Source organism: Variovorax sp. J31P179, from assembly GCF_030316985.1.
Taxonomy (GTDB): domain Bacteria; phylum Pseudomonadota; class Gammaproteobacteria; order Burkholderiales; family Burkholderiaceae_C; genus Variovorax; species Variovorax ginsengisoli_B.
The window spans coordinates 1-18,835 of record NZ_JASZYL010000012.1 but is presented as its reverse complement, the minus strand read 5'-3'; the positions used below and the strand labels follow the sequence as shown (position 1 = coordinate 18,835).

The following is an 18,835-nucleotide window of genomic DNA, read 5'->3' as shown; positions in this document are numbered from 1 at the left end:
AGATTCCATGGCCATCACCGACACCTCCTCGATCTCCGGCGCCAACGCGGCCAGCGCAGCGGCCAGCACCGCCAGCGTCTCCAATTCCGACAGCGAGCAGCGCTTCCTGAAGCTGCTGGTGACGCAGCTCAACAACCAGGACCCGCTCAATCCGATGGAGAACGCCGAGCTGACCTCGCAGCTGGCGCAGATGAGCACGGTGAGCGGCATCGAGAAGCTCAACAGCACGCTGTCGGGCCTGGTGAGCCAGACCGGCTCCAACCAGGTGCTGCAGGCGGCCTCGCTGATTGGCTACAACGTGCTGTCGCCGGGCAACACGCTCGCGACCAAGGCGGCGGAAGAGGGCAAGGACCCGGCCGTCCAGGCGTTCGCGGTCCAGCTGCCGGGAACGGCCGCCGATGTCGAGATCAAGATCGTCGACGCCTCGGGCAAGACCGTGCGCACGATCGAGGCCGGCGGCATGACCGAAGGCGTCAACGCCGTCACCTGGGACGGCAAGGACGACGCCGGAAACGTGGTGCCCGCGGGCAGCTACAAGTTCACCGTGGCCGCCAGCAACGGCGGCACGGCCGTGGAAGCCACGGCACTGACCTTCGCGCAGGTCGCGGCGGTCAAGCAGGGTGCGACCGGCGTCACGCTCGAACTGGCGTCGGGCCAGAGCATCGCGCTGTCCGACGTGCGCATGTTCCTCTGAGGCGCAGCGTGCTTCTCTTTTCTTCATTGCTTCGAAACAAGGATTCATCATGAGCTTTTCCCAGGGCGTCAGCGGGCTCGGCGTGGCCGCCGCGAACCTCGATGTGATCGGCAACAACATCGCCAACTCCGGCACCATCGGCTTCAAGTCCGCGGCCGCGACTTTTCAGGACATCTATGCCGGTTCGCGGATCGGGCTCGGCGCCTCGGTGTCGGGCGTGGTGCAGAACTTCACGCAGGGCGTGACCCAGAGCAGCAGCCGTCCGCTGGACGTCGCGATCCTGAGCGGCGACGGCTTCTTCCGCATGGCCAGCACCAGCGGCGAGATCATGTACACCCGCAACGGCCAGTTCACCAAGGACAAGGACGGCTACATCGTCAACGCCAACGGGCTGCGCCTGACCGGCTACGGCGTCAATGCCAGCGGCGGCATCAACGGCGGCACGCCGGCGGCGATCCAGATCCCCACGCAGGCCATGACGCCGAATGCGACCACCGGCGTCGACGCCGAGTTCAACCTCGACGCCCGCAGCACGGTGCCGACCAAGACGCCGTTCAACCCGACCGATTCGGCCACCTTCAACTACTCCAACGCCGTCGGCCCGGTCTACGACTCGCTCGGCAACGCGCACGACCTGTCGGTCTACTTCGTGAAGAACGCTGCCAACGCATGGGACGTCTACGCCACGGCCGACGGCGTGGCGCTCAACGCCGGCGCCCCGATCTCCGGTGCCGCGCCCGGCATGACCTTCGACACCAACGGCAACCTCACGGCGCCCGCGAGCGGCGCGATCACCCTGCCGGCCATGAACTTCGCGAACGGATCGTCGCCGGTCAACATCAAGCTAGACCTCTCGGGCACCACGCAGTTCGGCACCGCCAACGGCATGAGCAAGCTGAGCCAGGACGGCTACACCTCCGGCGTGCTGACGTCCTTCTCGGTCAATCCGGACGGCACGATCACCGGCAAGTTCTCCAACGAGCAGTCCAAGCTCCTGGGCCAGGTGGTGCTTTCCTCCTTTGCGAACCCGAACGGCCTCGAGCCCAAGGGCGACAACATGTACGCCGAGACCCAGGCCTCGGGCGCGGCCCTCACCAGCACGCCGGGCGAAGGCACCAAGCAGGGCTCGCTGGCCGCGGGTGCGCTGGAGTCCTCCAACGTCGACCTGACCGCCGAGCTGGTCAACCTGATCGTCGCGCAGCGCAACTACCAGGCCAACGCACAGACCGTGAAGACGCAGGACCAGGTCATGCAGACGCTGATGAACATCCGCTGACGCGGGGTTCCGAGCAGACGCAGCCTCTCAATACCAGGAGCACACAGTGGATCGAATGTTGTATGTCGCGATGAGCGGCGCCAAGCAGGCCATGGAGCAGCAGGCCTCGGTCGCCAACAACATGGCGAACGTCTCGACCCCGGGTTTCCGGGCGCAGATCAACACCTTCCGCGCGGTGCCGGTGGTGGGCGAGGAGGCGCCGACGCGGGCTTTCGTCACCGCGACGACGCCCGGCGCCGACTTCTCGCACGGGCCCCTGACCGAGACCGGCCGCGACCTCGACGTCGCGGTGCGCGGCGAGGGCTGGCTGGTGGTCCAGGCGCCCGGCGGCGGCGAGGCCTACACCCGCGTCGGCAACCTGCAGGTCGGTCCCGATGGCCAGGTGACGACGATGGGCGCGCGGCCGGTGGTCGGCGACGGCGGCGCACTGGTGATCCCGCCCGGCTCGATCGTGACGATCGCCTCCGATGGAACGATCGCCGCGCGCGGCGCGGGCGACGCCAACGTCGGCGTGGCCAACGTCGGCAAGCTGAAGCTGGTCAATCCGGACAGCCGCGACCTGGTGCGCGGAGACGACGGCCTGTTCCGCATGCGCGACGGCGTGCGCCCGCCCGAGGCCGATGCCAACGTGGTGGTCGCCGCCGGCATGGTCGAGGGGAGCAACGTCAATCCGGTCGAGGCCATGGTGGCCATGATCGCCAACGGCCGCAGCTTCGAGATGCAGATGAAGTCGATCCAGACCGCCGACACCAACGCCCAGTCGGCCAACAAGCTGCTGGCCTACGGCTGAGCCGCAAACCCTTCGCAGGAGTAATTCAATGATTCGTTCCCTCTACGTGGCCAAGACCGGCCTCGAAGCCCAGCAGACGCAGCTCGACGTCGTGTCCAACAACCTGGCCAACGTCGGTACCACCGGCTTCAAGCGCAGCCGCGCCGTGTTCGAGGACCTGATGTACCAGAACCTGCGCCAGGTCGGCGGCCAGACCTCCGACCAGACCCGCCTGCCTTCGGGCCTGCAGGTCGGCACCGGCGTGCACGTGGTCGCGACCGAACGCATCCATGCCCAGGGCAACATGACCAAGACCGACAACCCGAAGGATGTCGCGATCAACGGCTCGGGCTTCTTCCAGGTGCTGATGCCCGACGGCACCACCTCCTATACCCGCGACGGTTCGTTCCAGACCGACCGCGACGGCCAGCTGGTGACCGCCAGCGGCTTCACGATCCAGCCGCCGATCACGATCCCGCAGAACGCCACCAGCATGACGGTCGGCCGCGATGGCATCGTCTCGGTGACCCAGGCCGGCAGCACGGCCACGGTGCAGGTCGGCCAGCTGCAACTGGCCACCTTCCTGAATCCGGCCGGCCTCGAGAGCAAGGGCGAGAACCTCTACACCGAGACCGACTCGTCCGGCGCGCCGAACCTGCTGAACCCGGGCCTCGACGGCGCCGGCATCCTGAGCCAGGGCTACACCGAGGCCTCGAACGTCAACGTGGTCGAGGAGCTGGTCAACATGATCGCGACGCAGCGCGCCTACGAGATCAACAGCAAGGCGATCCAGAGCTCCGACCAGATGCTGCAAAGGCTGGCCCAGCTGTGATCGCGTTCACGCGTCTTCTTCTGGCGGGGCTCGGCATCGCGCTGACCACGGGCTGTGCGCTGGTGCCGCGCGAGCCGCTGGTGCACCAGCCGATGACGGCGCGCGCCGATGCGATGATCCCGGTGCAGCCGCGCGTGCCCACCGGCGCGATCTGGCAGGACAGCGCGCGCGGCGTCGCGCTGTTCGAGGACCGTCGCCCGCGCAACGTCGGCGACATCCTGACCATCGTCATCAGCGAGAAGGTCAACGCCAGCAAGAACTCCGGCGCCAACGCGAGCCGCGACGGCAGCGCCTCGGCCGCCTTCGCGACCATTCCGAAGTTCCTCGGCGGCCTTCTCAACGACCAGGACGCCAAGCTCTCGGGCAAGAACGCGCTCACCGCCAAGGGCGGCGCCAACGCCGCCAACACCTTCAGCGGCGTGATCACGGTCACGGTGGTGGACGTGCTCGGCAACGGCAACCTGCTGGTCAGCGGCGAGAAGCAGATGGGCATCAACCAGGGCACCGAGTTCATTCGCTTCTCGGGCGTGGTGAACCCGCGCACGGTGACCGGCAACAACACCGTGCTCTCGACCCAGGTGGCCGATGCGCGCATCGAGTACACGGCCAAGGGCTACATCGACGAGGCCCAGCAGATGGGCTGGATGCAGCGAATCTTCCTGAACGTGATGCCGTTCTAGCATGAAAAACACCCCCTCTTCGCGCGCTTCGACGCGCTTCGCCAAGCCTCTTGCAGCGTTCGCCGCGGCTTGCGCGTTCCTGCTGGCCGTGCCTGCGCATGCCGAGCGGCTCAAGGAGCTCGCCAGCATCCAGGGCGTGCGCGACAACCCGCTGATCGGCTATGGCCTGATGGTGGGCCTCGACGGCACCGGCGACCAGACGATGCAGACGCCGTTCACGACGCAGAGCCTGAACAACATGCTGCAGCAGCTCGGCATCACGGTGCCGCAAGTGGGCATCATGCAGCTCAAGAACGTGGCGGCCGTGATGGTGACGGCGCAGCTGCCCGCCTTCGCGCGGCCCGGCCAGACCATCGACGTGACGGTGTCCTCGATGGGCAATGCCAAGAGCCTGCGCGGCGGCACCCTGCTGATGACGCCGCTCAAGGGCTCCGACGGCGCGGTGTATGCCATCGCGCAGGGCAACATGGTGGTCGGCGGCGCAGGTGCATCGGCCAACGGCAGCAAGGTCCAGATCAACCAGTTGAGTTCGGGCCGCATCCCGGCCGGCGGCACGGTCGAGCGCGCGGTCGAGGCCGCGGTCGGAGGCGAGGGCGCCGTCACGCTCGAACTCATGCGCTCCGATTTCGGCACCGCCCAGCGGGCGGTCGAGGCGATCAACCGGCAGTTCGGCGGCGGCCTGGCGGAGGCGGTCGACGGCCGCGTGATCCGCGTGCGGGCGCCCGAATCGGCGCAGGAGCGGGTCGGCTTCCTGGCCCGGCTCGAAGGCCTGGAGATCACGCCGACACAGGCGGTGGCCAAGGTGGTCATCAATGCCCGCACCGGTTCGGTGGTGATGAACCAGGCGGTCCGCGTGAACGACTGCGCGGTGGCGCACGGCAGCCTGTCGGTGGTCATCAACACCGACCCGCTGGTGAGCCAGCCCGGTCCGTTCGCGAACGGCCGGACCGTGACCTCTGCGACTTCCGAGATCTCGATCAACCAGCCGGGCGGCGCGCTCCAGATGATCCGCGGCGGCGCCTCGCTGGCCGACGTGGTCAAGGGCCTCAACACGCTGGGCGCCAACCCGACGGACCTGGTGTCCATCCTCCAGGCCATGAAGACGGCCGGCGCCCTGCGCGCCGAGCTCGAGATCATCTGAGGCCGGCATGGCGATTTCCGCAGCCAACACAGGGGTCGATCGCGCCGGTGCGCTCGACCAGCGCTTCGCACTCGACGTCCAGGGCGTCGACGCCCTGCGGCGCACCGTGCGCGCCTCGCCCGAAGAAGGCCTCAAGCAGGTCTCGCGGCAGTTCGAGGCCATGTTCATGAACATGGTGCTGAAGAGCATGCGGGAGGCGACGCCTTCCAGCGGCCTGCTCGACGGCCAGAACGAGAAGATCTACACCTCGATGCTGGACCAGCAGCTGGCGCAGAACCTCTCCGGCTGGGGCCTGGGGCTGGCCGAGGCCATGCTGGCGCAGTTGCAGCGCTCGGCGGCTGCCGGCACCGACGAACGCGAGCCGAACCCGGCAGGCATGTCGCTGGCGCCGCGCGGCGGCCTTCCGCTGTCGCCGCAGGCGGGCATCCCGCTCGGCTCGGCGCCTTCCAGCCGCGTCGACCTGAGCGCCTACAAGGTCAACAACGACCGATCGGGCGGCACGGCGGGCGCCGTGGCCAACCTGCAGGGCCATGTCGACAGTTTCGTCAACCGCATGGGTGCCTCGGCGCAGGCCGCGAGCGCCGCCAGCGGCGTGCCGGCGCCGCTGATCCTGGCCCAGGCGGCACTCGAATCGGGCTGGGGCAAGCGCGAGATCCGCGCCGACGACGGCACCCAGAGCTTCAACCTGTTCGGCATCAAGGCCGACCGCGGCTGGCAGGGGCCGGTGGTCGAGACCACCACCACCGAGTACGTGGACGGCGAGCCGCAGCGCATCCGCGCCAAGTTCAGGGCCTACGGCTCCTATGAAGAGGCCTTCACCGACTACGCACGCTTCATGACGCGCAACCCGCGCTACGCCAACGTGCTGGCGACCGACGACCCGACCGAAGCCGCGCACGGCCTGCAGCGCGCGGGCTACGCCACCGATCCGCAATACGGACAAAAACTGGTTCGCATCATGCAGAAATTCGGCTGACTGCCGATATCCATCCGAACAACCTTCCCATCCGACTCCAAGGAACCCCATGGCAGAGATCTCGAGCCCTCCATCCCATGCGGCCGGCACTGCCGCCGCGAATGCGACCGCGAACCGCCTGGAGGTCGTCACCTTCACGCTGGGCGCGGAGGAATACGGCATCGACATCCAGAAGGTGCAGGAGCTGCGCGGCTACGACGCGGTGACGCGGATCGCGAACGCGCCGGACTACATCAAGGGCGTGGTGAACCTGCGCGGGATCATCGTTCCGATCATCGACATGCGGATCAAGTTCGCGCTCGGCACGCCGAGCTACGACCAGTTCACGGTGGTGATCGTGCTGAACATCGGCGGCCGGGTGGTCGGGATGGTGGTCGACAGCGTGTCGGATGTGATCACCTTGACGCCGGAGCAGATCAAGCCGGCGCCGGCGATGGGCTCGGTGCTGGACACCGACTACCTGATCGGGCTGGGCACGCTCGAAGAACGAATGCTGATCCTGGTCGACATCGACCGCCTGATGTCCAGCGACGACATGGGGCTGATCGAGAAGTTGGCGGCCTGACGCAGTCACCTGGAACAACTTGGCAATCGGAGACGCAATGAAAGACTGGAAGATCGGCACCCGTTTGGGTGGCGGGTTCGCCGTGATCCTGGCCCTGGTGGCCGCCATCGCCGGCATCGGCGTGCTGCGGCTGCAGGCGGTCGGCGATGCGACCCACGAGATGGCGAAGCGTTCGCTCGCCAAGGAGCGCCTGGCGGCGGGCTGGCTGCTTGGCACCAGCACCAACAGCGTGCGGACCTATGCGCTGTTGAACACCGATGACCCGCAGGTGCAGGACTACCTGCAGAAGGGCATGAGCAAGATCAGCGTCACGATCTCCGAGACCCAGAAGCAGCTCGAGGAAATGCTGGACTCGCCGGAAGAAATCGCGCTGGTCGCCGACATCAAGAAGAAGCGCGCCGACTACATCGAGCTGCGCAGCATGCTTCTCAAGCTCAAGGCCGGGGGCCAGCACGACGAGGCGATGCGCATCGCCAGGGACAAGCTGGTGCCGACGCTCGACAGCTACGACGCCAGCATCCGCGCCATCCTGGCGCATGAACAGGCACAGATCGACAAGTCGGCCGATGCGATCGATGCACTCTACCGCTCGGGGCGCGTCAACCTGTTGGTGCTGGCGGCGATCGCGCTGGCGCTCGGATCGATCCTGGCCTGGCTGCTGACGCGCAGCATCGTTCAGCCGATCGACGAGGCGCTGCTGATCGCCGACACCGTGGCCTCGGGCGACCTCAGCCAGGAGTTCGAGACCGATCGCGGCGGCGACTTCGGCCGGCTGCTGCGCGGCATGGGCGAGATGGAAGACACCTTGACCGACCTGGTCGGGCGCATCAAGACCGCGACCGATTCGATCGTGACCGCCTCGGGGCAGATCGCCGTGGGCAACCAGGATCTGTCCTCGCGCACCGAGCAGCAGGCCAGCTCGCTGGAGGAAACGGCCGCTTCGATGGAAGAACTCACCAGCACCGTCAAGCAGAACGCGGACAACGCACGCCAGGCGAATCAACTCGCGGCCTCGGCCTCCGAGGTGGCGGTGAAGGGCGGCGAGGTCGTGAGCCAGGTGGTGGACACGATGGCGTCGATCAACGCATCGTCGAAGAAGATCGTGGACATCATCGGCGTGATCGACGGCATCGCGTTCCAGACCAACATCCTGGCGTTGAACGCGGCGGTGGAAGCCGCACGCGCCGGCGAGCAGGGCCGCGGCTTCGCGGTGGTGGCGTCGGAAGTGCGCAGCCTGGCGCAGCGCTCGGCGGCGGCGGCCAAGGAGATCAAGGGCCTGATCGACGATTCGGTGGGCAAGGTGGGCGCTGGCAGCGCGCTGGTGGCCGAGGCGGGTCACACGATGGAAGAGATCGTGGGCAGCGTGAAGCGGGTGACCGACATCATGGGCGAGATCACGGCGGCCAGCCAGGAGCAGACCTCGGGGATCGAGCAGATCAACCAGGCGATCACGCAGATGGACCAGGTGACGCAGCAGAACGCGGCACTGGTCGAAGAGGCCGCGGCGGCCGCCGCATCGCTGCAGGAGCAGGCCGGCAACCTGTCGCAGATCGTCGGCACCTTCAAGCTCGACGACGGGCCGGCAGCGGTTGCTCCGCCGGCCCGTACGCCTGTCGCGGCAGCTGCGCCGAGCCGGGCGCCATCCAGGCCATCGCCGGCTCCGGCCCCCGCCCGTTCGAAGCCGGCGCCTGCGCCGGCGACGGCCAGCGCGGCCGCGGGCGACTGGACCGAATTCTGAAACCCTCACATCTACTCCAGGACACCTTGTTGCCACCACCATGAACGCGCTTTCCAATCTGAAAATCGGCACCCGCCTGGGCATGGGCTTCGCCGTCGTTCTGCTGTTCCTGGCGGCGATCGTCGCACTCGGCCTGAACTCCCTCGGCGGCATCCAGGCGCGCCTCGACAGCATGGTCCATGACAACAATGTCAAGGTGGCGCTGGCCAACAAGATGCTCGATTCGATTCGCGACATCGCCGGCTACGGAACTGAACTGGTGCTGCTGACCGACGAGGCGGCGATGCGCGAACAGATGAAAAAGATCGGATCGGCGCGCGAGCTGTTCACCGAGACCAAGACCGCGCTCGCCAAGATCGTCGTGACGCCGGAAGGCAAGGCCTTCCTGGCCAGGATCGACGAGACGCTGGCGGTGGCGGCGCCCCTGAGCGCCCAGCTGATCGAACTGGCGCAGCAGAACAAGAACGTCGAAGCGACCGAACTCCTGATGAAGAAGTTCGCTCCCGCCGTGCGCGCCACGCTGGCCTCGGTGGACGCGATGATCGACTACCAGACCCGGCGGGCCGAACAGGCGAATGCCGCCGCAGCCGCCGAGTACCAGCGTGTGCGCGGCCTGATGCTGGGACTCGGCCTGATGGCCGTGCTGCTGGGCGCTGCGATTGCCTGGTTCATCACGCGATCGATCACGCGGCCGATCGGTGAAGCCGTGAAGGTGGCCGAGACCGTCGCCGCAGGCGACATCAGCTCGCGCATCCACGTGGCCTCGAAGGACGAAACCGGCCAGCTCATGCAGGCGCTCAAGGAGATGAACGACAGCCTGGTGAAGATCGTGGGCGAGGTCCGCACCGGCACCGACACGATCGCGACGGCCTCGGGCCAGATCGCCACGGGCAACCAGGACCTGTCGTCGCGCACCGAAGAGCAGGCGAGCTCGCTGGAGGAAACGGCTGCCTCGATGGAGGAACTGACCTCGACGGTGAAGCAGAACGCCGACAACGCACGCCAGGCCAACCAGCTCGCGGTCTCCGCTTCCGAAGTGGCCGTCAAGGGCGGCAGCGTGGTCAGCCAGGTGGTCGACACCATGGGCTCGATCAATGCCTCGTCGCGCAAGATCGTCGACATCATCGGCGTGATCGACGGCATCGCCTTCCAGACCAACATCCTGGCGTTGAACGCGGCGGTGGAAGCCGCTCGCGCCGGCGAGCAGGGCCGTGGCTTCGCGGTGGTGGCCTCCGAAGTGCGCAGCCTGGCGCAGCGCTCGGCGGCGGCGGCCAAGGAGATCAAGACCTTGATCGGCGACTCGGTGGAGAAGGTCGAGGAGGGCAGCAAGCAGGTGGCGGAAGCCGGCAAGACGATGGAAGAGATCGTCGACAGCGTCAAGCGGGTGACCGACATCATGGGCGAGATCACGGCGGCCAGCCAGGAGCAGACCTCGGGGATCGAGCAGATCAACCAGGCGATCACGCAGATGGACCAGGTGACCCAGCAGAACGCGGCACTGGTCGAAGAGGCCTCGGCCGCGGCGCAGTCGCTTCAGGAGCAGGCCGGCAACCTGTCGCAGGTGGTGAGCGTCTTCAAGATGAATCCGTCCGACGGGCGGGCCAGCTGAGCCGGCATACGACAAGACCCGCGGCGTTTCGACGCCGATCCAATCGTTCGATGAAGTGAGGAAGTGTGTGATGAGTATGAAGAATCTGAAGATCGGCACCCGCCTGGGCATCGGCTTCGCCGCCATGCTGGTGCTGATGGCCCTTCTTTCGGCCACCGGCATGCTGCGGCTGGCCAACGTGGGCAACGCCACCGAAGAGATGGTCGAGAAGACCTTGGTCAAGGAGCGCATGGTCGGTGAATGGTCGACCTTGCTGGCGGCCAACATCGTGCGGACTTTTGCGATCGTGAAGGCCAGCGATCCCGCCACTGAAGCTTATTTCAAGAAGGAACTCGGCGGCGGCCAGGCACTCATCAATCCGCTGCAGAAGAAGCTCGAGGCGCTGCTGGTCTCGCCCGAGGAAAAGAAGCTCTACGGCGACGTGGCCGAGGCACGCCGCGTGGTGCTCGAACTGCTCGCAGCGCTCAACAAGCTCAAGGCGGCGAACGACGCGGACGGTGCCAACAAACTGGCCGACAACCAGTTCACGACGGCGCTGGCGAACTATGGAAAGGCCGTCGATGCGCTGTCGGTGCATGAACGCGGGCTGATCGACGCGTCGGCCCAGGCGATCGCGAAGGAGCACGACACCGGCCGGATGTCGCTGATCGTGCTGTCGATCGTGGCGTTGGCGGTCGGCGGGCTGTTCGCCTGGCGGCTGACGGTCGGCATCGTCCACCCGTTGGGCGAGGCCGTGAAAGTGGCGGAGACCGTGGCGGACGGCAATCTCGCCAGCCACATCGAGATCGGCAGCCGCGACGAAACCGGCCAGCTGATGCAGGCGCTGAAGAACATGAACGACAGCCTCGCGAAGGTGGTGGGCGAAGTCCGCACCGGCACCGACACGATCGCGACGGCTTCGAGCCAGATCGCCACGGGCAACCAGGACCTGTCGTCGCGCACCGAGGAGCAGGCGAGCTCGCTGGAGGAAACGGCTGCCTCGATGGAGGAACTGACCTCGACGGTGAAGCAGAACGCCGACAACGCACGCCAGGCCAACCAACTCGCCGTCTCGGCTTCCGAAGTGGCCGTCAAGGGCGGCAGCGTGGTCAGCCAGGTGGTCGACACCATGGGCTCGATCAATGCCTCATCCCGCAAGATCGTGGACATCATCGGCGTGATCGACGGCATCGCGTTCCAGACCAACATCCTGGCGTTGAATGCGGCGGTCGAAGCCGCACGCGCCGGTGAACAGGGCCGCGGCTTCGCGGTGGTGGCGTCGGAAGTGCGCAGCCTGGCGCAGCGCTCGGCGGCGGCGGCCAAGGAGATCAAGACCTTGATCGGCGACTCCGTGGAGAAGGTCGAGGAGGGCAGCAAGCAGGTGGCGGAGGCGGGTCGCACGATGGAAGAGATCGTCGACAGCGTCAAGCGGGTGACCGACATCATGGGCGAGATCACGGCGGCCAGCCAGGAACAGACCTCCGGCATCGAGCAGATCAACCAGGCGATCACGCAGATGGACCAGGTGACGCAGCAGAACGCGGCGCTGGTGGAAGAGGCCGCGGCCGCTGCCGGGTCGCTGCAGGAGCAGGCGTCGAGCCTGGTGAACTCGGTGAGCGTCTTCAGGCTCGGCGCCGGCCGCTGAGCGGAATTTCTCGCCAACCCTTCAGGATCCGCCTCTCGCTGCCGATAGCAGGGGGTCCATTCAACCCGCAGGCCCCGCATGTCCCAGCTCCTGAACTTCCGCTCCATGACCATCGCGAGACGGCTCGGCATGCTCGTCTGCGCAGCGGTCCTCGGCGTATTCGCGTTGACCGGCCTTTTCCTGTATTCCGAGCAGAAGCTCATCATGGAGGAGCGCCAGGCCAGCGTGCGGCAGGCCGTCGAGACCGCGCACGGCATCCTGGTGTACTACCACGGCCTGGCGCAGAAGGGCGTGTTGGGCGAGCCGCAAGCCAAGGAACAGGCTATGCAGGCGCTGCGCGGCCTGCGCTACAGCGGGAACGAATATTTCTGGCTGAACGACATGACGCCGCAGATGCTGATGCATCCGATCAGCGCGGCGCTCGAGGGCAAGGACCTGTCGGACAACAAGGACAGCACCGGCAAGGCGATCTTCACCGAGTTCGTGAAGACCGTGCAGGCCAGCGGTGCCGGCTTCGTTTCCTACGAGTGGGCCAAGCCGGGCAGCGAGACGCCGGTGCCCAAGGTGTCCTACGTCAAGGGGTTCAAGCCCTGGGGATGGATCGTCGGCTCCGGTGTCTACGTGGACACGGTGCATGCCAGGATCGCGGAGCGGCTGGTCGGATTCTCGGCCTGCGCCCTGGTCCTGGCGGCCGCGCTCTTTGCAATCGGCTGGACCATCTCGCGCGGCCTGCTGAAGCAGCTCGGCGGCGAGCCGGCTGCCGCGACGGCCGTAGCCCGTCGCATTGCGCAGGGCGACCTGGCAGCGAGCGTGACCTTGAAGGCCGGCGACGCATCGAGCCTGATGCATGCGATCGAGCACATGCGCGGCAGCCTCTCCAAAGTGGTGGATGAAGTGCGCACGGGCACCGACACGATCGCGACGGCTTCGAGCCAGATCGCCACGGGCAACCAGGACCTGTCGTCGCGCACCGAAGAGCAGGCGAGCTCGCTGGAAGAAACCGCCGCGTCGATGGAGGAACTGACCTCGACGGTGAAGCAGAACGCCGACAACGCACGCCAGGCCAATCAACTCGCCGTCTCGGCTTCCGAAGTCGCCGTCAAGGGCGGCAGCGTGGTGAGCCAGGTGGTCGACACCATGGGCTCGATCAATGCCTCGTCGCGCAAGATCGTCGACATCATCGGCGTGATCGACGGCATCGCCTTCCAGACCAACATCCTGGCGTTGAACGCGGCGGTGGAAGCCGCTCGCGCCGGCGAGCAGGGCCGTGGCTTCGCGGTGGTGGCCTCCGAAGTGCGCAGCCTGGCGCAGCGCTCGGCGGCGGCGGCCAAGGAGATCAAGACCTTGATCGGCGACTCGGTGGAGAAGGTCGAGGAGGGCAGCAAGCAGGTGGCGGAAGCCGGCAAGACGATGGAAGAGATCGTCGACAGCGTCAAGCGGGTGACCGACATCATGGGCGAGATCACGGCGGCCAGCCAGGAGCAGACCTCGGGGATCGAGCAGATCAACCAGGCGATCACGCAGATGGACCAGGTGACCCAGCAGAACGCGGCACTGGTCGAAGAGGCCTCGGCCGCGGCGCAGTCGCTTCAGGAGCAGGCCGGGAGCCTGTCGCAAGTCGTGAGCATGTTCAGGCTTGAATCCGAATCCGAAAAGCACTGAGAGAGCATGCGAGTCAATCTACCCATCACCGACCAGGAATACCCGTTGCGGCAAGACGCGGCGCTGGTGTCGCGCACCGATCTGAAGGGGCGCATCACCTACGTCAACCCGACCTTCGTGGAGGTCAGCGGCTACACGCTCGAAGAGCTGATGGGCAAGGCCCACAACATCGTCCGGCATCCGGACATGCCGCCCGAGGCCTTCGCCGACATGTGGGACACGTTGGGACGCGGCCTGCCCTGGACCGGATTCGTCAAGAACCGCCGCAAGAACGGCGATTTCTACTGGGTGCAGGCGAACGTGACGCCGATCCGCCGCAACGGAGTCGCCGAAGGCTACATGTCGGTTCGCAGCAAGCCCGAACGGTCGGATGTCGATGAAGCCGACGCGCTCTATCGAAGCATGCGCGAGGGCCTGGCCCGGGGCGTGTCGATCCGCCAGGGCGAGGTGGTCCGCAAGGGATGGTCGGACCCGATGGGCGGCCTGCGTCGCCTGCCGATCCGCAGCCGCGTGATCGCAGCGACGTCGACCGCGGCCGTGCTCTCGGTGGGCATCGGCGCCGTCGGCTGGGTCGAGGCCACGCGTCTCGCGTCCGCCTCCGCCGCCGGCTGGCTCCCCGGCCTGCTGGCCGCCGCGACCGTCGGCAGCGCACTCGCATGGATCGGCTTCGGGTGGTTCATGAGCCGCACCATCTTCCGGCCGCTGGAGCAGGCGGTGGGCGTGGCGCAGGCGATCGCGGGCGGCGCATTGGCCAAGTTCGAGATCCGGCCGCAGGACGAGACCAAGAGCCTGCTGCGCGCGTTGAACCAGATGAGCGCCAACTTTCTCGCGATCGTCGCCGACGTAGGCAGCAACGTCACCGGCGTGATGACGACGTCCGGCCAGATCGCCAGCGGCAACCAGGATCTGTCGTCGCGCACCGAGCAGCAGGCCAGCTCGCTGGAGCAGACCGCGGCGTCCATGGAGCAGCTCACCAGCACCGTCAAGCAAAACGCGGACAACGCGCGCCAGGCCAACCAACTGGCGGTGTCGGCCTCCGAGGTCGCGGTGAAGGGCGGAGAAGTCGTCGGCCAGGTCGTCGACACCATGGCCTCCATCAACGCTTCTTCCCGCAAGATCGTCGACATCATCGGCGTGATCGACGGTATTGCCTTCCAGACCAACATCCTGGCGCTGAACGCGGCGGTGGAAGCCGCACGCGCCGGAGAACAGGGCAAGGGCTTCGCCGTCGTCGCCGCCGAGGTGCGCGGCCTCGCGCAGCGCTCGGCCTCGGCCGCCAAGGAGATCAAGGGCCTCATCGACGACTCGGTGGGCAAGGTCGATGCCGGCAGCGCGCTGGTCGGTGAAGCCGGGAAGACCATGGAGGAGATCGTCGGCAGCGTCAAGCGGGTGACCGACATCATGGGCGAGATCACGACCGCCAGCCAGGAGCAGACCTCGGGCATCGAGCAGATCAACCAGGCCATCACGCAGATGGACCAGGTCACCCAGCAAAACGCGGCGCTGGTGGAGGAAGCCTCCGCCGCGGCGCAGTCGCTGCAGGAGCAGGCCGAAAGCCTGGTTCATGCAGTGAGTGTTTTCAAGTCTTAAACAGGAGTCGACAAGATGAGCACAGTTCAATCGAAGCCCGCCGCCGATGGCGTGGCGAACCCGGCACGCGCGGACAAGCCGCTCGAGTTCCTCTCCTTCACGCTGGGCGCGGAGGAATACGGCATCGACATCCAGAAGGTGCAGGAGCTGCGCGGCTACGACGCGGTGACCCGGATCGCGAACGCGCCGGACTACATCAAGGGGGTGGTGAACCTGCGCGGGATCATCGTTCCGATCATCGACATGCGGATCAAGTTCGCGCTCGGCACGCCGAGCTACGACCAGTTCACGGTGGTGATCGTGCTGAGCATCGGCGGCCGGGTGGTCGGGATGGTGGTCGACAGCGTGTCGGACGTGATCACCTTGACGCCGGAGCAGATCAAGCCGGCGCCGGCGATGGGCTCGGTGCTGGACACCGACTACCTGATCGGGCTGGGCACGCTCGAAGAGCGGATGCTGATCCTGGTCGACATCGACCGCCTGATGTCCAGCGACGAGATGGGCCTGATCGAAGCCGTCGCGGCCTGATACCAACCTCTTTTTGCGTCGAGTACCACCATGACCCTCCTGCCCAACATCCGTATCGGAACACGCCTCGCCATCGGCTTCGCCATCGTTCTGGGCCTGACGATCGTCTCGACCGCCGCGGCCCTGGTCAGCGCGCGGAACAACGCCGAAGCCACCCGCCGCATGATGCAGAGTCCGCTGGCCAAGGAGCGGTTGATCTCCGACTGGTACGTGCTGACCTATTCGGCCATCGCGCGGACGTCGATGATCGCCAAGACCACCGACGAGACGCTGCCCGTGACCTTCGCCGAAGTGATCGCCGACAGCGTCAAGCGGGGCAGCGAGACCATGGCGAAGGTCGAGGCGCTGCTGGTCACCGACGGCGAGAAGCAGACCTACAAGTCGATCGTCGAGCTGCGTGCGAAGTACCAGGCGGCGAAGGACGTGGTGGGCAAGGCGAAAGCCGGCGGCAATGCGGCGGAGACCGAGCGCGTGTTCAAGGACGCTTTCCTGCCGGCCGCGAAGGCCTATGAAAGCCGGGTGCTCGACCTGCTGTCGATGGAGCGCCAGGCGATCGACGACATGAGCCGCGCCATCGATGCCGCCAACGCCCGCAGCTTCTCGCTGACGCTGGCCCTTGGCGTGCTGACGGTGCTCATCGGCAGTCTCTTCGCGTGGCTGATCTCGCGCAGCATCACGAGGCCGATCGACAAGGCGGTCAAGGTGGCGCAGACGGTGGCCTCCGGCGACCTCAGCGCGCGCATCGAGATCGAGAGCCGCGACGAGACCGGCCAGCTGATGCGGGCGCTCAAGGAGATGAACGACAGCCTGGTGAAGATCGTCGGCGAAGTCCGCACCGGCACCGACACGATCGCGACGGCCTCGGGCCAGATCGCCACGGGCAACCAGGACCTGTCGTCGCGCACCGAAGAGCAGGCGAGCTCGCTGGAAGAAACCGCCGCGTCGATGGAGGAACTGACCTCGACGGTGAAGCAGAACGCCGACAACGCACGCCAGGCCAATCAACTCGCGGTCTCGGCTTCCGAAGTCGCCGTCAAGGGCGGCAGCGTGGTGAGCCAGGTGGTCGACACCATGGGATCGATCAATGCCTCGTCGCGCAAGATCGTGGACATCATCGGCGTCATCGACGGCATCGCCTTCCAGACCAACATCCTGGCGTTGAACGCGGCGGTGGAAGCCGCACGCGCCGGCGAGCAGGGCCGCGGCTTCGCGGTGGTGGCGTCGGAAGTGCGCAGCCTGGCGCAGCGCTCGGCGGCGGCGGCCAAGGAGATCAAGACCTTGATCGGCGACTCGGTGGAAAAGGTCGAAGAGGGCAGCAAGCAGGTGGCGGAAGCCGGCAAGACGATGGAAGAGATCGTCGACAGCGTCAAGCGGGTGACCGACATCATGGGCGAGATCACGGCGGCCAGCCAGGAGCAGACCTCCGGCATCGAGCAGATCAACCAGGCGATCACGCAGATGGACCAGGTGACGCAGCAGAACGCGGCGCTGGTGGAAGAGGCCGCGGCCGCTGCCGGGTCGCTGCAGGAGCAGGCATCGAGCCTGGTGAAGGCCGTCGGTGTCTTCAAGCTGGATGCGGCCACCGGCGGACGCAGCGAACCGGCCTTCGGCCGACCCGCTGCCGTCGCGGCGGCGGCGCCGAAGGCCGCCCGAAGGACCTCTGCGCCGGCCATCGAAAAGAAGGGCGCCAGCGCGCCGCAGCTCGCCTCGGCCGCCAGTGCCGCGGGCGACTGGACCGAATTCTGAACTGAAAACACATGACTGGCCTCAAGGCCTCAACAGGGAATCCACATGAATGCGTTCTACAACCTCAGGATCGCGAGCAAGCTCCTGATCTCCTTCGTCATCGTTCTGGCGCTGACCGTGTTCGTCGGCGTCTTTTCGGTGATGCAGCTGGCGAAGGTCAACCAGATGTCGACCGACATCACGACCAACTGGATGCCCGCCACGCGCTCGTTGCTCGAAATGAAGGGCCTGATGGCGCGCTATCGCTCGATGGAGCTGCAGCACATCCTGTCGAGCACCGAGGCCGACATGGCCGGCTACGAGAAGTCGATGACCGATGCCTGGGCCAGCCTGCAGAAGAGCCGCGGCGCCTACGAGAAGCTGATCTCCGAGCCGGAAGAAAAGAAGGTCTACCCGGAATTCGTCAAGGCGATGGGCCAGTACGCGCTGGAGCATGACAAGGTCATCGCCCTGTCCCGCGCCCAGAAGAACGAAGAGGCGGTCGCCATGGTCCGCGGCGAATCGCTGCGCCTGAATCTCGAACTGAGCAAGATGCTCGACACCCTGGCCGAAGTCAACGAGGTGGGTGCCAGGAAGGCGGACGAGACCGGCAACGCGGTCTATCAGGATGCCCGGCTCTGGGTCATCGGCAGCCTGCTGGGCAGCGTGGTGCTGGGCCTGTTGCTCGCACTCTGGATCGCCCGCATCGTCGCCAAGCCGCTGGCCGAAGCCGTGAAGGTGGCGCAATCCGTGGCCGCCGGCGACCTGACCAGCCGCGTCGAGGCTCGCACGACGGACGAGACCGGCCAGCTGATGCGGGCGCTCAAGGAGATGAACGACAGCCTGGTGAAGATCGTCGGCGAAGTCCGCACCGGCACCGACACGATCGCGACGGCCTCGGGCCAGATCGCCACGGGCAACCAGGACCTGTCGTCGCGCACCGAAGAGCAGGCGAGCTCGCTGGAGGAAACGGCCGCGTCGATGGAAGAACTGACTTCGACGGTGAAGCAGAACGCCGACAACGCCCGCCAGGCCAACCAACTCGCGGTCTCGGCTTCCGAAGTGGCCGTCAAGGGCGGCAGCGTGGTGAGCCAGGTGGTCGACACGATGGGCTCGATCAACGCCTCGTCGCGCAAGATCGTGGACATCATCGGCGTGATCGACGGCATCGCCTTCCAGACCAACATCCTGGCGTTGAACGCGGCGGTGGAAGCCGCACGCGCCGGTGAACAGGGCCGCGGCTTCGCGGTGGTGGCGTCGGAAGTGCGCAGCCTGGCGCAGCGCTCGGCGGCGGCGGCCAAGGAAATCAAGACCCTGATCGGCGACTCGGTGGAGAAGGTCGAGGAAGGCAGCAAGCAGGTGGCGGAAGCCGGCAAGACGATGGAAGAGATCGTCGACAGCGTCAAGCGGGTGACCGACATCATGG

At 66.7% G+C, this 18,835-nt stretch carries 16 protein-coding genes; all 16 read left to right on the top strand.

Going from position 1 to position 18,835, the window contains the following annotated elements:
• Positions 1-7 precede the first annotated feature (7 nt).
• A complete protein-coding gene (locus QTI17_RS26230) occupies positions 8-694 on the top strand; it encodes a flagellar hook assembly protein FlgD (RefSeq protein WP_286526947.1) in 687 nt (228 codons plus the stop codon).
• 49 nt (positions 695-743) lie between these two features.
• Positions 744-1,970 (top strand): flagellar hook protein FlgE, encoded by a 1,227-nt coding sequence (gene flgE, locus QTI17_RS26225; RefSeq protein ID WP_286536619.1) that lies wholly within the window; start codon positions 744-746, stop codon positions 1,968-1,970.
• A 46-nt stretch (positions 1,971-2,016) separates the two neighbouring features.
• Positions 2,017-2,760: a flagellar basal body rod protein FlgF gene (locus QTI17_RS26220; protein WP_286536618.1), complete on the top strand. Its 744-nt coding sequence runs from the start codon at positions 2,017-2,019 to the stop codon at positions 2,758-2,760.
• Positions 2,761-2,788: 28 nt separating this feature from the next.
• Positions 2,789-3,571: a flagellar basal-body rod protein FlgG gene (flgG, locus tag QTI17_RS26215; protein ID WP_286505120.1), complete on the top strand. Its 783-nt coding sequence runs from the start codon at positions 2,789-2,791 to the stop codon at positions 3,569-3,571.
• Positions 3,568-4,251 carry a flagellar basal body L-ring protein FlgH gene (locus QTI17_RS26210; RefSeq protein WP_286536617.1) on the top strand — a complete coding sequence of 228 codons (684 nt, stop codon included), beginning with the start codon at positions 3,568-3,570 and terminating at the stop codon, positions 4,249-4,251. Before flgG ends, QTI17_RS26210 begins: the two co-directional genes overlap by 4 nt.
• Before the next feature lies 1 nt (position 4,252).
• Complete coding sequence (locus QTI17_RS26205) at positions 4,253-5,392, top strand: flagellar basal body P-ring protein FlgI (RefSeq protein WP_286536616.1); 1,140 nt, start codon at positions 4,253-4,255, stop codon at positions 5,390-5,392.
• A gap of 7 nt (positions 5,393-5,399) precedes the next feature.
• A complete protein-coding gene (flgJ, locus tag QTI17_RS26200; RefSeq protein ID WP_286536615.1) occupies positions 5,400-6,368 on the top strand; it encodes a flagellar assembly peptidoglycan hydrolase FlgJ in 969 nt (322 codons plus the stop codon).
• A gap of 49 nt (positions 6,369-6,417) precedes the next feature.
• Positions 6,418-6,933: a chemotaxis protein CheW gene (locus tag QTI17_RS26195; RefSeq protein ID WP_286536614.1), complete on the top strand. Its 516-nt coding sequence runs from the start codon at positions 6,418-6,420 to the stop codon at positions 6,931-6,933.
• 37 nt (positions 6,934-6,970) lie between these two features.
• Positions 6,971-8,671 carry a methyl-accepting chemotaxis protein gene (locus QTI17_RS26190; RefSeq protein WP_286536613.1) on the top strand — a complete coding sequence of 567 codons (1,701 nt, stop codon included), beginning with the start codon at positions 6,971-6,973 and terminating at the stop codon, positions 8,669-8,671.
• Between the two features lie 40 nt (positions 8,672-8,711).
• Complete coding sequence (locus QTI17_RS26185) at positions 8,712-10,280, top strand: methyl-accepting chemotaxis protein (RefSeq protein ID WP_286536612.1); 1,569 nt, start codon at positions 8,712-8,714, stop codon at positions 10,278-10,280.
• Positions 10,281-10,350: 70 nt separating this feature from the next.
• A complete protein-coding gene (locus tag QTI17_RS26180) occupies positions 10,351-11,904 on the top strand; it encodes a methyl-accepting chemotaxis protein (RefSeq protein WP_286536611.1) in 1,554 nt (517 codons plus the stop codon).
• A 78-nt stretch (positions 11,905-11,982) separates the two neighbouring features.
• The gene (locus QTI17_RS26175; RefSeq protein WP_286536610.1) at positions 11,983-13,566 is read left to right on the top strand and encodes a methyl-accepting chemotaxis protein; all 1,584 of its coding nucleotides are present in this window, start codon (positions 11,983-11,985) and stop codon (positions 13,564-13,566) included.
• Between the two features lie 6 nt (positions 13,567-13,572).
• Positions 13,573-15,156: a methyl-accepting chemotaxis protein gene (locus QTI17_RS26170; protein ID WP_286536609.1), complete on the top strand. Its 1,584-nt coding sequence runs from the start codon at positions 13,573-13,575 to the stop codon at positions 15,154-15,156.
• A gap of 15 nt (positions 15,157-15,171) precedes the next feature.
• On the top strand, positions 15,172-15,684 hold the full coding sequence (locus QTI17_RS26165) for a chemotaxis protein CheW (protein WP_286511327.1): 513 nt from the start codon (positions 15,172-15,174) through the stop codon (positions 15,682-15,684).
• A 30-nt stretch (positions 15,685-15,714) separates the two neighbouring features.
• Positions 15,715-17,430 (top strand): methyl-accepting chemotaxis protein, encoded by a 1,716-nt coding sequence (locus tag QTI17_RS26160; protein ID WP_286536608.1) that lies wholly within the window; start codon positions 15,715-15,717, stop codon positions 17,428-17,430.
• 45 nt (positions 17,431-17,475) lie between these two features.
• Positions 17,476-18,835, top strand: a 1,360-nt coding sequence (locus QTI17_RS26155; RefSeq protein ID WP_286536607.1) for a methyl-accepting chemotaxis protein, incomplete at its 3' end; no start/stop codon positions are given.